13 protein-coding genes, 1 tRNA gene and 1 pseudogene are annotated in these 12456 nt (G+C 65.6%); 7 read left to right on the top strand and 8 right to left on the bottom strand.

Annotated elements, in window-relative coordinates; genetic code table 11:
• Nucleotides 1-80: 80 nt before the first annotated feature.
• Nucleotides 81-674: a YceI family protein gene (locus B0E52_RS18685; protein ID WP_256363975.1), complete on the bottom strand. Its 594-nt coding sequence runs from the start codon at nt 672-674 to the stop codon at nt 81-83.
• 375 nt (nt 675-1049) lie between these two features.
• Nucleotides 1050-1241: pseudogene (locus B0E52_RS18680) on the bottom strand (aspartate aminotransferase family protein); the annotation flags it as partial.
• 398 nt (nt 1242-1639) lie between these two features.
• Here B0E52_RS18680 and B0E52_RS06195 point away from each other — a divergent pair.
• Entirely contained in the window at nt 1640-2428 is a 789-nt protein-coding gene (locus B0E52_RS06195) for a hypothetical protein (protein ID WP_139351602.1), read from the top strand.
• Between the two features lie 145 nt (nt 2429-2573).
• Here B0E52_RS06195 and B0E52_RS06190 read toward each other — a convergent pair whose 3' ends face one another.
• Both B0E52_RS06190 and B0E52_RS06185 read right to left on the bottom strand, forming a co-directional pair.
• A complete protein-coding gene (locus tag B0E52_RS06190) occupies nt 2574-3974 on the bottom strand; it encodes an aminotransferase class III-fold pyridoxal phosphate-dependent enzyme (RefSeq protein ID WP_077482643.1) in 1401 nt (466 codons plus the stop codon).
• Nucleotides 3975-4028: 54 nt separating this feature from the next.
• On the bottom strand, nt 4029-4727 hold the full coding sequence (locus tag B0E52_RS06185) for an MtnX-like HAD-IB family phosphatase (protein ID WP_077482641.1): 699 nt from the start codon (nt 4725-4727) through the stop codon (nt 4029-4031).
• 176 nt (nt 4728-4903) lie between these two features.
• Between B0E52_RS06185 and B0E52_RS06180 the strand changes: the two genes are divergently transcribed.
• Nucleotides 4904-5680 carry a MipA/OmpV family protein gene (locus B0E52_RS06180; protein ID WP_077482639.1) on the top strand — a complete coding sequence of 259 codons (777 nt, stop codon included), beginning with the start codon at nt 4904-4906 and terminating at the stop codon, nt 5678-5680.
• A gap of 60 nt (nt 5681-5740) precedes the next feature.
• On the opposite strand, the gene B0E52_RS06175 is transcribed toward B0E52_RS06180, so the two are convergent.
• Both B0E52_RS06175 and B0E52_RS06170 read right to left on the bottom strand, forming a co-directional pair.
• Nucleotides 5741-6067 carry a non-heme iron oxygenase ferredoxin subunit gene (locus B0E52_RS06175; RefSeq protein ID WP_077482637.1) on the bottom strand — a complete coding sequence of 109 codons (327 nt, stop codon included), beginning with the start codon at nt 6065-6067 and terminating at the stop codon, nt 5741-5743.
• Nucleotides 6064-6612 (bottom strand): N-acetyltransferase, encoded by a 549-nt coding sequence (locus B0E52_RS06170; RefSeq protein WP_077482713.1) that lies wholly within the window; start codon nt 6610-6612, stop codon nt 6064-6066. Before B0E52_RS06170 ends, B0E52_RS06175 begins: the two co-directional genes overlap by 4 nt.
• Nucleotides 6613-6792: 180 nt before the next feature.
• On the opposite strand from B0E52_RS06170, the gene B0E52_RS06165 reads away from it, so the two are divergent.
• From B0E52_RS06165 to B0E52_RS06145, 5 genes are all read left to right on the top strand, one after another.
• Nucleotides 6793-8829 carry a M13-type metalloendopeptidase gene (locus tag B0E52_RS06165; protein WP_077482636.1) on the top strand — a complete coding sequence of 679 codons (2037 nt, stop codon included), beginning with the start codon at nt 6793-6795 and terminating at the stop codon, nt 8827-8829.
• A 204-nt stretch (nt 8830-9033) separates the two neighbouring features.
• Nucleotides 9034-9339 (top strand): antibiotic biosynthesis monooxygenase family protein, encoded by a 306-nt coding sequence (locus tag B0E52_RS06160; protein ID WP_077482634.1) that lies wholly within the window; start codon nt 9034-9036, stop codon nt 9337-9339.
• Nucleotides 9340-9389: 50 nt separating this feature from the next.
• Complete coding sequence (locus tag B0E52_RS06155) at nt 9390-9704, top strand: EthD family reductase (protein ID WP_077482632.1); 315 nt, start codon at nt 9390-9392, stop codon at nt 9702-9704.
• Between the two features lie 38 nt (nt 9705-9742).
• Nucleotides 9743-10630, top strand: coding sequence for an alpha/beta fold hydrolase (locus B0E52_RS06150; RefSeq protein ID WP_168174137.1), 888 nt, complete (start codon nt 9743-9745; stop codon nt 10628-10630).
• Nucleotides 10627-11508 (top strand): sigma-70 family RNA polymerase sigma factor, encoded by an 882-nt coding sequence (locus B0E52_RS06145; protein ID WP_077482628.1) that lies wholly within the window; start codon nt 10627-10629, stop codon nt 11506-11508. The genes B0E52_RS06150 and B0E52_RS06145 overlap by 4 nt, the downstream gene beginning before the upstream one ends.
• A 538-nt stretch (nt 11509-12046) precedes the next feature.
• On the opposite strand, the gene B0E52_RS06140 is transcribed toward B0E52_RS06145, so the two are convergent.
• Together B0E52_RS06140 and csrA are read right to left on the bottom strand one after the other, a co-directional pair.
• Nucleotides 12047-12139, bottom strand: a tRNA-Ser gene (locus B0E52_RS06140).
• A gap of 73 nt (nt 12140-12212) precedes the next feature.
• Complete coding sequence (csrA, locus tag B0E52_RS06135; protein ID WP_077482626.1) at nt 12213-12419, bottom strand: carbon storage regulator CsrA; 207 nt, start codon at nt 12417-12419, stop codon at nt 12213-12215.
• Nucleotides 12420-12456 lie beyond the last annotated feature (37 nt).

Raw genomic sequence — 12456 nt, 5'->3', positions numbered from 1 at the left:
GCTGTTCGACCGGATCTCCTGTCCGGCCGAAAAGGCATCGCCATACCTGCCTACGCCCGCACCGCATCTCATAACTGGCGTCAGTGCGACTTGCCGGCAGTGTTCCCCAACGCAGGCCCAATGAACTCGGTTTCCAGGGTCACGTCGATCAAGTCACCTACCCCCATCGTCGTGCCCGGCGCGGGCACGCCAAATCCCATGCCGAAGTCCGAGCGCTTGAAGGCTCCATGCGCGGAAAATCCAATGCGCGCATGTGGGTCCATGCCGGGTATTCCTGCATAGCCGCCGTTGTAAGTGCCGGTCAGCGTCAATGGACGAGTGACACCGTGCAGGTCCAGGGTGCCTTCGATCTCGAATGACTTGGCACCGGTCATCTGGATTTTTTCCGAGCGGAAGACGATCTTGGGAAACTTTGTTGCATCGAGAAGCTGCGGCCCCTTTACGATATCGATGCACATCTTTGGTGCCGCATCCATTTCGAGTGAGGCTGTTTCAACGGTAGCCACCAGCCTGGACGCGGATATGTTGCCCGGATCAAACGTCAAGGCCGCATCAAAGCGACTGAATCGCGTGGTGTACGTCGAGAATCCCATGTGACTTACACGAAGCTGGAGGCTCGCATGGGCCTTGTCGAGGTGGTACACGCCGGCGGGCGGCGCAGCCACCGGGGGCATGGCGGATGGCGCGGGCACGTCAGCCGCGCGGGACGCCGGGCCATGCATGCCGATCAAGATGGCAACCAAGCCAGCGGCAAACGGTCGAAAAACGGTTCGAACAGTATTTTTCATGGCAAGTGGTTCCGTATCAAGTTGAAGTATCCCGATGGGTGCTGCCGATGCGAACGATCGCCACCCACGCTCCACGACTGGCGCTCCTTCCGGTTTCGGACGTCGTACGCCTTGGCCGCGCACCCTTCCACCCATGCAACGAACGACCGGCAGATAAATCGACACGGGCGGGCATCCTCCCCGGAAAGGGTGGGGTAAAGCAAAAGGCCCGGCGATTTCCCGCCGGGCCTTTCGTTTGCAACACGCGACAGGCGACCAGCTCTTCTTGGCCTTCGTCAGCAACTGGTCCAGCAGCGAGATCGCCAGGCCGATCTTCTTGCCGTTGTGCTCCAGGTCGCCGGCGAGTCCGATGTCGACCATCTTGTCGAGCAGCGCCTTGTTCGGGGTGAAGCCGTCGTCAGTGCAGATCTCGGCGCGCAGTGTCAGACCCAGGCCGTCGACGTCGCCGATTTCCTTGCGAAAAGGTGTCAGGGACAAATGGACCTAGGCTTCGCCGCGCATAGGTCTGTTACCGTGCTGTGTATGGGTGGGCAACAAAGCCATGGATTGACTGACATCTGGGACGCGGAGCGCCGCGCTGACAGCGAGAAGTCGGACGATGAAGTCGATATCGATCCAACGCGCATACCCTGTGGTCCCACGGCACTTAACAGGACGCTGTGGCGGTTCGACGGGAAGCATTACGTCGAAGTCGAGTCCGTGCAGTGATCGCTACAGCCAGCGGGTGATTCGGGGAGGGTGCCTCATTGGGTACCGCCTCGCCTGTGGCGATCATGGGACGCGCCCACTGGCCAAGATTCGCGCCAAAGGCAAGGCGCCAGGCAACGTCAGGAAAAAGGGGAGAGAGTTTGATGAAGGGGCTATGGGTGGTGTTGCTTGGCGCGGGGCTGCTTGCAGCGCGGTGCCACGCACAGGACGGCGCCGCCGGCTCGCAGAAGGGTCAGTCCTGCCAGTCTGTGCTGATCCAGTCGGTATCCGAACAGCTGGAGCTGCGTGGCTTGGTGGATGCCGGGGCAGATGGTGACTCCGGTGCATCAGCCGTTGTCGCAGCTGCATGCAAGCCCAACCCCGAAAATCGCAGGCAACTCTATGTTGCCTTGGCGTATGACACGGGTGACCAGGACGGCAAGCGCCTGTTGCTGGCGATCGTCGAGGGCGGTCACGTGGTTGCCGATTACCGTGGCGAGATCTACGAGGACGCCACGCTGACCGTGCAGTCAGACAGCCTGCACATCGACACCGCTCGCTATGTGCTTGCCAAGGGAGTGCGGGCGTTCGGCCTGGACGTGAGCGGATGGGCCTCGCCGAATTGCGGCGATGGCGGGGATGGACCCTCGCGCTCGCTCTACATCCGCGAAGGGACGCATATCCGTCGCGTGCTGGCGGACATGGTCCTTTCTTCCTGGCGCTATGTGCGGGAGGGTAACGACCGCTGCAACCCCAGCGCACCGGCGGATGCGCCGACCGTCATCGAGAACACCCGATACACCTTGAGGGTGTTGCCGGATACCAGCCACGGTTTCTACGATCTGCAGGTCACCGCCACCACCTCGCGCGACGACGGCAAGTCCAGCGAAGACGGAGGTCGTTACGTTCTGAAATACGACGGCAAGCAATATCCAGTGCCTAATGCGTTGTAAGGTGGGAAAGGTGTCAGGGGCAAATAGCAGCAATCTCGCGACGCCTGGCTTCTGACGCACAGGATGCGCACCTGCTTTTAGAGACTTACGAAAAAGGCCCGGCGGTTTCCCGCCGGGCCTTTTGTTTGCAACACACGAGGGGCGATCAGCCCTTCTTGGCCTTCGTCAGCAGCTGATCCAGCAGCGAGATCGCCAGATCGATCTCCTCGTGCGTGATGTCCAGCGACGGCGCGAACGTGATCACGTTCTTGTACCAGCCGCCCACGTCGAGCACGAGGCCGATCTTCTTGCCGTTGTGCTCCAGGTCGCCGGCAAGGCCGATGTCGACCATCTTGTCGAGCAGCGCCTTGTTCGGGGTGAAGCCGTCGTCGGTGCAGATCTCGGCGCGCAGCGCGAGGCCCAGGCCGTCGACGTCGCCGATTTCCTTGTGCTTCTTCTGCAGCTCGCGCAGGCCGTCGAGGAAGTGCGCGCCCTTCTTCGGCACGGTGGTCTCGTAGTCCAGCTCGTAGCCCATCTTGATCACTTCCAGACCCAGCGAGGTGCCCAGCGGGTTGGAATTGAACGTGCTGTGGGTGGAGCCCGGCGGGAACACGGTCGGGTTGATCAGCTCTTCGCGCGCCCACAGGCCGGACAGCGGGTTCAGGCCGTTGGTGAGCGCCTTGCCGAACACCACGATGTCCGGCGTCACGCCGAAGTTCTCGATCGACCACAGCTTGCCGGTGCGCCAGAAACCCATCTGGATTTCGTCGGACACCATCAGGATGCCGTACTTGTCCAGCACCTTCTTCAGGCCCTTGAAGAAACCCATCGGCGGCAGCACGTAGCCGCCGGTGCCCTGGATCGGCTCGACGTAGAACGCGGCGTATTCGCACTGATTGGTCTTGGGGTCCCACACGCCGTTGTATTCGGTCTCGAACAGGCGCTCGAACTGGCGCACGCAGCTGTCGGAATACTCTTCCGGCGTCATGCCCTTGGGGCGACGGAACGGATACGGGAACGGCAAGAACATCGCGCGCTCGCCGAAGTGGCCGAAGCGGCGGCGGTAGCGGTAGCTGGAGGTGATCGACGAGGCGCCCAGCGTGCGACCGTGGTAGCCGCCTTCGAAGGCGAACATCAGGCTCTTGCCGTTGCAGGCGTTGCGCACGATCTTCAGCGAATCCTCGATCGCCTGCGCACCACCCACGTTGAAGTGCACGCGGCCGTCGAGGCCGAACTTCTTCTTCGCGTCCAGCGCGATGGTCTTGGCCAGCTCGATGCGGGTCTGGTGCAGGTACTGGCTGGCCACCTGCGGCAGCACGTCGATCTGCTTCTTCAGCGCGTCGTTGAGACGCTTGTTGCCGTAGCCGAAGTTGACCGCCGAGTACCACATCTGCAGGTCGAGGAACGGCGTGCCGGCAGTGTCGAACATGTAGCTGCCTTCGCCGTGGCGGAAGATCTTCGGCGGGTCAACGTAATGCACGGTGTCGCCGAAGGAGCTGTACTTGGCCTCGTCGGCGAGCAGTTGCGCGTCGTCGATGAAACCGACGGCGTTCTTGTCGATGTTCATGGTCGGGTTCCGGGGAACGGTGGTGGAGGGTGTCGCGGGAAGCGCAGCGGCCGCTCAGGCCGCCGCCGCCTCGTGGTAGCGCGCGTGGTTCGCCAGCGTGCCGTCAAGCAGGCGCGGCAGGTATTCCAGCGCGTCCTCGAAGCCGGTGATCGGCATGTAGGGGATGCCGGCGGCGCGGCAGTGCTCGATCAGGCGGTGCTTGGCGAACACGAAGTCCACGCGGTCGGCCGCGCAGAAGTCGGACGCACCGTCGCCGATCAGCAAGGTCTTGGCGCCCGTGGTACGGGCCTGCGCCACGCAGGCGCACTTGCAGGTGCCGCTGCGGCAGCCCTCGGCCTGGAACGGCGAGGTGAGCTGCCACTGCTTGGGCGGCGTGGCGGGCGCAAGATGGTTCGCGGCCAGCGGCAGGTCGTCCAGGCCGTAGCGTCCGAGGATCTGGTGGATCGCGTAGTCGAGGCCGTCGCTGACGATGCGGATCGGCACATTCAACTCGCGCGCCTTCGCCACGAAGCCCGGGAAGGCGTGGTCGATCCACAGCTCGCGCAGGTGCTCGTCCAGCTCGGCGCGGGTCATCTGCAGCAGCTCGACCTGGCCGGCCATGCACTCGCGCGAGCCGATGCGGCCGGCGCGCCAATCCTGCTCCAGCACTTCCCAGCCGGGACGGCCGAAGCGGTCGAGCAGCGAGTCGATCACGTCCTCGACGGAGATGGTGCCGTCGAAGTCGCAGAGGATGGTCCAGCCGGAAACGGGCATCAGGGGCACGCTCGCATCAATGATGAGTGGCACGGTAGGCAAGCTGCCTTTCGGCGTCCTTTCCCCCAGCCGGCCATGGCCGCGAGCCGAACCGCCGCTGAGCGAAAACGTGATCGCTGACAACCGGACGCGCGTACGGCCGTTAAGCTGATCCGACTCCCCATCGCTACTGCCCAATGTCCGTCGCCCGCTCCCGCCTGCTGCCTGCCCTGCTGTGCCTGTCGCTGCCGTTCCGCGCGCTGGCCGACTCCGCCGACGCGCCGACGCTGGCGGTCGGTGCCGGCGTGCAGCGCATGCCGAGCTGGGCCGGCGCGCGCATGCACCGGAGCGACCCGATTCCGTTCGTGGACATCGAGCTGCCGCAGTACGGCTTCAGCCTGTCCACCGAGGATGGCCTGCAGTACGACCTGATCCGCGACACGCACCTGCACGGCGGCCTGTACGGCGACTTCCAGTGGGGCCGCGACCACGACGACCTGGGCAAGCTCGGCGGCAAGACCCCCACGCTGGCGCCGCGTGCCACCGGCGGCGGCTATCTGGAATGGGACTTCAACAAGCAACTCGACGCCGGCATGCGCCTCAGCCACGACATCAACGGCGCGGGCGCCTACCTGGAGCTGTACGCGGAATGGGACCCGCCCAAGCTCGGCCTCGTGGAGCAATCGCTGCAGCTGCGCTGGCAGGCCATGAACGGTGGCGCGATGCAGCGCTTCTTCGGCATCACGCCGGTTTCGGCGCAGGCGCTGGGCGTGCCGGTGTGGCAACCGGACACGGGCAGCCAGCTCGCCGCGCTGGAATACGACCTGTTCCTGCCCACCAGCCAGCACACCGGGTTGGCCGCTTCGCTGGAATACGGCTGCCTGCTGGGCGACGCCGCCGCCAGCCCGCTGGTGCGCCAGTACGGCTCGCGCAACCAGGTCACCGAATCACTGGCCTTCGTCTACCACTTCTGAAGAGTGTGGCCATGGATGGCCGCCCGTTTGATTTCCGCGATCAGGGAAGATCGCAAAAATTCAGCGGTCGTCGCGCGTCCAGATCGCGCCGTCTTCCTCGCGCACCGGGAAGCTGGCCACCGGCTCCACCGCGGGCGGCCGCATCACCGCGCCGGACCTCAAGTCGAAGCGCGCGCCGTGGCGCGGGCATTCCACCTCGAAGCCGAACACCTCGCCGCCGGCAAGGTCGCCACCGTCGTGGGTGCACACGTCCTCGATCGCGTAAAGATCGCCGTCGATGTTGTACACGGCGATCGGCGTGTCGCCGTCGAACACCACCTTGAACTCACCCGGCAGCACTTCGCTGCGCGTACCGACCCGCACCCAGCCCTCACCCGCCAGGCTCATGCCGGCACCCCGGCGAACTCCTTGCGCAGCACCTCGAAGCGCAGGTCGTCGCGTCGAGGAATGCCGAAGCGTTCGTCGCCGTAGGGAAACGGCTGGTACTCGCCGGTGCGGCGATAGCCGCGGCGCTCGTACCAGGCGATCAGTTCCACGCGCTGCACGATCACCGTCATGTGCATCGCGCGGCACTGCCACGACTCGCGCGCGATGCGCTCGGCCTCGGCCAGCACGGCCTTGCCGAGGCCGCCGCCCTGCTGTGCGGGGTCGACCGCGAACATGCCGAAGTAACCGGAGTCGCCGTGCCGCTCGATGTGGCAACTGGCCAGCAGCACGCCGTCGCGCTCGGCCAGCAGCACCATGCCGTGGGGCTGGTCCAGCAGCGCCGCGACGCCGGCGACGTCGGTGCGCTGGCCGTCCAGCAGGTCGGATTCGGTGGTCCAGCCGCGCCGGCCGGAATCGCCGCGGTAGGCGGATTCGACCAAGGCCACGATGGCGGGGACGTCGGCAGTGGTGGCCGGGCGGAAAACGGGGTGGGCAGATTCGGACATGCGCGGATAGTAGATGCTCGCCGCCGAGGCTGGCGACCGGACCATCGTCGCCGCCATGCGCCGGCGCATCCATGACCTAAGTCACTGTGGCCTGCCCTGCGGATTTGCCCTAGCCTGCGGTTTCGCAAATTCTTTCACCCGTGCATCGCGCGGCACCGCAACGCTCCGAGGATCACCTGCATGACCCATCGCTACACGAAGCCGCTGGCACTGGCCGTCGCCCTGTCGCTCGCCACCGGCGCGATCGCCGCGCCCGCCACTTCATTCGACATCCGCGAGCTGGACACCAAGATCAACGCCTGCCAGGACTTCAACGGCTTCGTCAACGCGAAGTGGGTGGCCGCGCACCCGATTCCCGCCGACCGCACGCGCTGGGGCTCATTCGACGCGCTGCGCGAGGACAGCCTGGACATCCAGCATTCGATCGTCGAACAGGCGGCGAAGCACGCGGCCGCGGCCACGCCGGGCTCGATCGAGCAGAAGATCGGCTGGCTGTATGCCGCGGGCATGGACGAGGCCACGATCGACCGGGCCGGCTACGCGCCGATCAAGCCGACGCTGGCGCGCATCGCCGGCCTCAAGGACAGCGCCGGCATCGCCGCCTACATCCGCGACAGCTACGCGCAAGGCCGCCCGGTGGCGTTCCGTTTCTACGGCAACGGCGACTTCAAGGATTCCAACCGCGAGATCGCCTACGCCGGCCAGGGCGGCCTCGGCCTGCCCACGCCCGACTACTACAGCAAGCCCGACTTCGCGAAGATCCGCAGCGCCTACGTGGCGCACATCGCCAAGCTGTTCGAGCTGACCGGCACGCCGGCCGCCGCCGCGCAGGCGCAGGCCAAGGGCGTGCTGGCGTTCGAAACGAAGCTCGCCGCCGCCTCGCTGGTGCCCACCGAGATGCGCAAACCGGAGAACCGCTACCACTACGTGAGCCTCGCCGAAGCCGACCAGATCACCCCGCACTTCGACTGGGCCGCGTTCTTCAAGGCGCAGGGTGCGAACGTGGGCGATGGCTTCTCGCTGTCGCAGCCGAAGTTCTTCGCCGCATTCGACCAGATGCTGGCGCAGACGCCGGTAGCCGAGTGGCAGGCCTACCTGCGCTTCCACGCCATCGACGGCGCCGCGCCCTACCTCTCCAAACCGTTCCAGCAGGAAGACTACGCGTTCAACGAGAAGACGCTGAACGGCCAGCAGGCGATGCAGGCGCGCTGGAAACGCGTGCTGGCCACCGTCAACGGCGGCATGGGCATGGCGCTGGGCGAGCTGTACGTGGCCGACCACTTCCCCGCCGCCTCCAAGCAGCGCGCGCAGGAACTGGTGGCGAACCTCAGTGCCGCCTACAAGGCGCGCATCGAGCAGCTCGACTGGATGAGCCCCGCCACCAAGGAAAAGGCGCTGGAGAAATGGGCCAGCTTCACGCCCAAGATCGGTTACCCCGACAAGTGGCGCGACTGGAGCGGCCTCACGCTCAAGCCCGGCGACTACTACGCGAACGTGCAGGCCGCGCGCAAATTCAACTACGACTACATGGTGGGCAAGATCGGCAAGCCGGTGGACCGCGACGAATGGGGCATGACGCCGCAGACCGTCAACGCCTACTACAGCCCGCAGAAGAACGAGATCGTGTTCCCCGCCGCGATCCTGCAATCGCCGTTCTTCGACGCCAAGGCCGACGACGCGCTGAACTACGGCGGCATCGGCGCGGTGATCGGCCACGAGATGGGCCACGGCTACGACGACCAGGGCAGCAAGTTCGACGCGAAGGGCAACAACGCGAACTGGTGGACCGACGCCGACCGCAAGGCCTTCGATGCGCGCGCCGACAAGCTCGCCGCCCAGTTCGACGGCTACGAGGCGCTGCCCGGCAAGCACGTCAACGGCCGCCTCACCATGGGCGAGAACATCGGTGACCTGGCCGGCCTCAACGTGGCCTACGACGCGCTACAGATGGCGCTGGCGAAGAACCCCGCGGAGGCGAAGGCCAAGATCGACGGCTACACCCAGGACCAGCGCTTCTTCCTCAACTGGGCCCGCGTATGGCGCGGCAGCATCCGTCCCGAAGCCCAGCTCACCCTGCTCAACACCGACCCGCACGCCCCCGCGCAATTCCGCGCGATCGGCGCGCCGTCCAACATGCCCGCGTTCGCCGAGGCGTTCCGGTGCAAGGGCGGCGACGCGATGGTGCGGGATGGGGAGAAGCGGGTGAAGATCTGGTGATTGCGCCCGGTTGAACGGGAAAGCCGCGGCAGCGAGGCCGCGGCTTTTTTGTATCCGACCTCCGCGCCGCACGCATGCGCGACCGCACCGGGCGTGGCCGCGAGATGACGGGCGAAGCCGGGCCTCGAAAAAATCTTCCGCGCCGCGATCCGTTTCCACCTGCCGGATCGTCCTTGGCATGTCCCGAACAGAAGGAGGCATGCCATGTCCGACGAGTCCGTCGTCCTGATCAACCTGCTGAAGGTCGAACCCGGCAAGCAGGATGCGCTGATCGCGCTCCTGAAGCAGAACATCGACAGCGTGGTCCGCACGCTCCACGGCTGGAGGAAGACCCGGCTGATCGCGGCCACGGATGGCGCCGGCGTCGTCATCTATTCCGAATGGGAAAGTCCCGCTGCCGTCGAGGCGATGCGCAACGATCCGCGCATGAAAGCCTGCTTCCCGAAGATCGCCGAGCTGGCAAGCCTTGATTCGGTCATGGGTTCGACGGTGGCGCGCGAAGCCCGTTGATGACACCCCTGCCAGAACCTGCGCCACGCAAACCCACGAGGAGAACCGCCATGGCCCGGATGTTGGTGATCTACCGTACACCGAAGGACATCGAGGCATTCGACCGGCATTACTTCGACATCCACGTGCCTCTCGCCTGGAAGATTCCCGGCCTCAGGAAATACGAGGTGAGCGATGGCCCCATCGCGACCCCGGTGGGCGCCGCCGGCATCCATCGGATCGGCACGCTGCATTTCGACGACCTCGCGGCGATCGAAAGGGCGTTCGCAAGCCCCGAGGGACGGGCGGCCGGGGCGGACCGCCGGCTTTTCGCGCCGGATGACTCGGGCGTCCAGATGTTCCTATTCGCCAACCGGGACGTCTGACCCGGCCTACGATGGCAGCACACCAAGAGAGCCCATCCATGTCAGCAAGCAAGACGGTCTTTGTCCTGGTCCACGGCGGTTGGCACAACCGTTCAACGTGGAACCGCGTCACACCCCTGCTCGAAGCCGGCGGCTTCGAGGCCATGACGCTGGATCTCCCCGGCGCCGGGGTTCATGCGACTGCGCCGGCATCGCTTGATCGCGTGCCGTTCGACCCCGTCGCATTCGCCACCGAGCCGTCGCCCAGCGCCGGCGTGACGCAAGACCAGCGGACGCAGGCGGTCGTCGCACTGGTGAAGGAGGCTGCCTCGCGGGGCCGGGTTGTCCTGGTCGGACATTCGGCCGGCGGCATGACGATTTCGGCGGTAGCCGAGCAGGTGCCGACACTGCTGCATGCGGTCGTGTATCTCGCCGGGTTCATGGTGCCGACCGGCATGACGCTGCTCGAAATGCTCCGGCACGAAACGCTGTCCTCGGCATTGGCGCCCCGGCTGTTCGTGGGCAACCCCGCCATCATCGGCGCCACCCGGATTCACCCGGGGTCGACCGACCACGCCTACCGGTCGCTGCTCAAGGCCTCGTTCTACCACGATGTGCCCGAAGCCGATTTCACGCACGCCGCATCGCAGCTCCATTGCGACGAATCAAACGCTGGCGCGCTGGCGCCATCGGCGGTCACCCAGGACCGATTCGGCACGGTGCCGCGCCATTACATCCGCTGCACGCAGGATTGCGCCATTCCCCTGGCCGGCCAGGATCACATGATGGCGGCGATGGACGCCACCATCGGCGGCAAGACGACTCCCCACACGCTGGAGAGCAGCCACTCTCCCTTCCTGTCGCAACCGGCCGCCCTCGCGCGAATACTCGCCGGCATCCCATCCCTGGCCCGCCGGGTCACACCAGCGCAGCAGGTTCCGACATGAGCACGGACGAATTCGAGGGTCGCCTGAAAGCGCTGCGGCCGCGCCTCCATCGCTACTGCGCGCGCATGACCGGATCGGCGATCGATGGCGAGGACATCCTGCAGGACGTCCTCGTCAAGGCCCTGCACGCGCGCGCCCAGGGCGCCGGGGTGGACCATCTCGAAGGCTGGCTGTTCCGCATCGCCCACAACGCGAGTCTCGATTTCCTGCGCGTCCGGTCCCGGGGCACGGTCGTTCCGCTCACCGAGGACATCGAGGCAGCGCCGATGCCCGAGGCGGACATCGTCGCGATCAGCTTCCAGACGTTCCTGCGGCTGCCCGAGCTCCAGCGCTGCGCGGTGATCCTCAAGGACGTCCTGGGTCATTCGATCGACGAGATCGCAGGCATCGCCGAGTGCTCTCCGGCGGCGGCCAAGTCGGCGCTGCAGCGCGGGCGCGCCGCGCTGCGCCGACTCGCGCAGGCACCCGAAGACGCCCGGCTGCCGCTGATGCCCGACGCAGCCCGGCGGAAGATCGCCGCCTATGTGGACCTGTTCCAGAGCGGCGATTTCGATGCGATCCGCGCCATGCTCGCCGACGACGTGAAGCTCGACCTGGTGAACCGGCTGCAACTGGACGGGCGCGACAAGATCGTTCCCTATTTCACGCGCTACGCGGAAGTGACGAAATGGCGGTTCGCCCTCGGTGCGGTCGAAGGGCGGCCGGCGATGCTGGTCTTCGACAGCACCGCCCCGATGGAGAGTCCCGCACATTTTGTCCTGATCGACTGGGCAGAGAACCGGATCACCCGGATCCGGGACTTCCTGTTCGCTCCCTATGTGCTCGAAGCCATCGACTGGGTGAGGCTGGGCCAGGAGAACGACGAGGACGGGCATTGATCACCTGATGGAGGGGTGAAGACAGACCGATACTGCTCCCGCTACCGGAAGTGGCGCGGGTGCCGCAGCAGCAAGCTGCGCCGAATCACCGGAGATTTCGTCCACACCTCTCTTCGCCAGATACGCAAAACGCCCCACGAGGGGGCGCGCCTCGATCAGCGTCACGTTGGCGTGGCGCGAGGGATTGTTCGCCCCGTCCATGGGGCTCACCCCTCCGCGCTGCGCGCTCCAGGGCCAGCCTTCGGCTGTCCAAATTCGTTCCGGACGAATTTGTCGAACCAGAGGCTTCGTCCACACCTCTCTCTCCGCCAGATACGCAAAACGCCCCACAAGGAGGCGCTTCGATCAGCGTCACGTTGGCGTGGCGCGAGGGATTGTCGCCCCATCCATGGGGCTCACCCCTCCGCGCTGCGCGCTCCAGGGCCAGCCTTCGGCTGTCCAAATTCGTTCCGGACGAATTTGTCGAACCGGAGGCTTCGTCCACACATCTCTCTCCGCCAGATACGCAAAACGCCCCACGAGGGGGCGTATGCGTATCTGGCGGAGAGAGAGGGATTCGAACCCTCGATAAGGCTTTTGACCCTATACTCCCTTAGCAGGGGAGCCCCTTCGGCCACTCGGGCATCTCTCCGGGTTTGTGGTGCTGCGGCAGGGTCGGCAAGGATAACCGCCGACCGGCTTGAGGTAAAGCCCGGATGCCGCGATCAGTGTTCGTCGCCGCCGGAGGCGGAACCGCCGCCTGCTTCGTGCTCGCCCTTGATGCGCTGGTAGATCTCTTCGCGATGCACGGCGACATTCTTCGGCGCATTGATGCCGATGCGCACCTGATTGCCTTTCACGCCCAGAACGGTGACGGTCACCTCGTCGCCGATCATCAGGGTTTCGCCAACCCTGCGGGTCAGAATCAACATGGTTACTACTCCATTAATTCCTGGTTCCAGACCGCGT

It is taken from the genome of Rhodanobacter sp. C06, from assembly GCF_002001105.1.
GTDB lineage: Bacteria > Pseudomonadota > Gammaproteobacteria > Xanthomonadales > Rhodanobacteraceae > Rhodanobacter_A.
Note: the sequence above shows the minus strand (reverse complement) of the source record. Positions and strands in the feature narration are given on the sequence as shown.

Excerpts from the sequence above, each read along its gene's own strand:
- B0E52_RS06160 (WP_077482634.1), top strand. The coding sequence starts at position 9,034 with ATGTCCGACGAGTCCGTCGTCCTGATCAACCTGCTGAAGGTCGAACCC.
- B0E52_RS06190 (WP_077482643.1), bottom strand. The coding sequence starts at position 3,974 with ATGAACATCGACAAGAACGCCGTCGGTTTCATCGACGACGCGCAACTG.
- B0E52_RS06155 (WP_077482632.1), top strand. The coding sequence starts at position 9,390 with ATGGCCCGGATGTTGGTGATCTACCGTACACCGAAGGACATCGAGGCA.
- B0E52_RS06185 (WP_077482641.1), bottom strand. The coding sequence starts at position 4,727 with ATGCCCGTTTCCGGCTGGACCATCCTCTGCGACTTCGACGGCACCATC.
- B0E52_RS06165 (WP_077482636.1), top strand. The coding sequence starts at position 6,793 with ATGACCCATCGCTACACGAAGCCGCTGGCACTGGCCGTCGCCCTGTCG.
- B0E52_RS06150 (WP_168174137.1), top strand. The coding sequence starts at position 9,743 with ATGTCAGCAAGCAAGACGGTCTTTGTCCTGGTCCACGGCGGTTGGCAC.
- B0E52_RS18685 (WP_256363975.1), bottom strand. The coding sequence starts at position 674 with ATGCCCCCGGTGGCTGCGCCGCCCGCCGGCGTGTACCACCTCGACAAG.
- B0E52_RS06195 (WP_139351602.1), top strand. The coding sequence starts at position 1,640 with ATGAAGGGGCTATGGGTGGTGTTGCTTGGCGCGGGGCTGCTTGCAGCG.
- B0E52_RS06175 (WP_077482637.1), bottom strand. The coding sequence starts at position 6,067 with ATGAGCCTGGCGGGTGAGGGCTGGGTGCGGGTCGGTACGCGCAGCGAA.
- B0E52_RS06180 (WP_077482639.1), top strand. The coding sequence starts at position 4,904 with ATGTCCGTCGCCCGCTCCCGCCTGCTGCCTGCCCTGCTGTGCCTGTCG.
- csrA (WP_077482626.1), bottom strand. The coding sequence starts at position 12,419 with ATGTTGATTCTGACCCGCAGGGTTGGCGAAACCCTGATGATCGGCGAC.
- B0E52_RS06145 (WP_077482628.1), top strand. The coding sequence starts at position 10,627 with ATGAGCACGGACGAATTCGAGGGTCGCCTGAAAGCGCTGCGGCCGCGC.
- B0E52_RS06170 (WP_077482713.1), bottom strand. The coding sequence starts at position 6,612 with ATGTCCGAATCTGCCCACCCCGTTTTCCGCCCGGCCACCACTGCCGAC.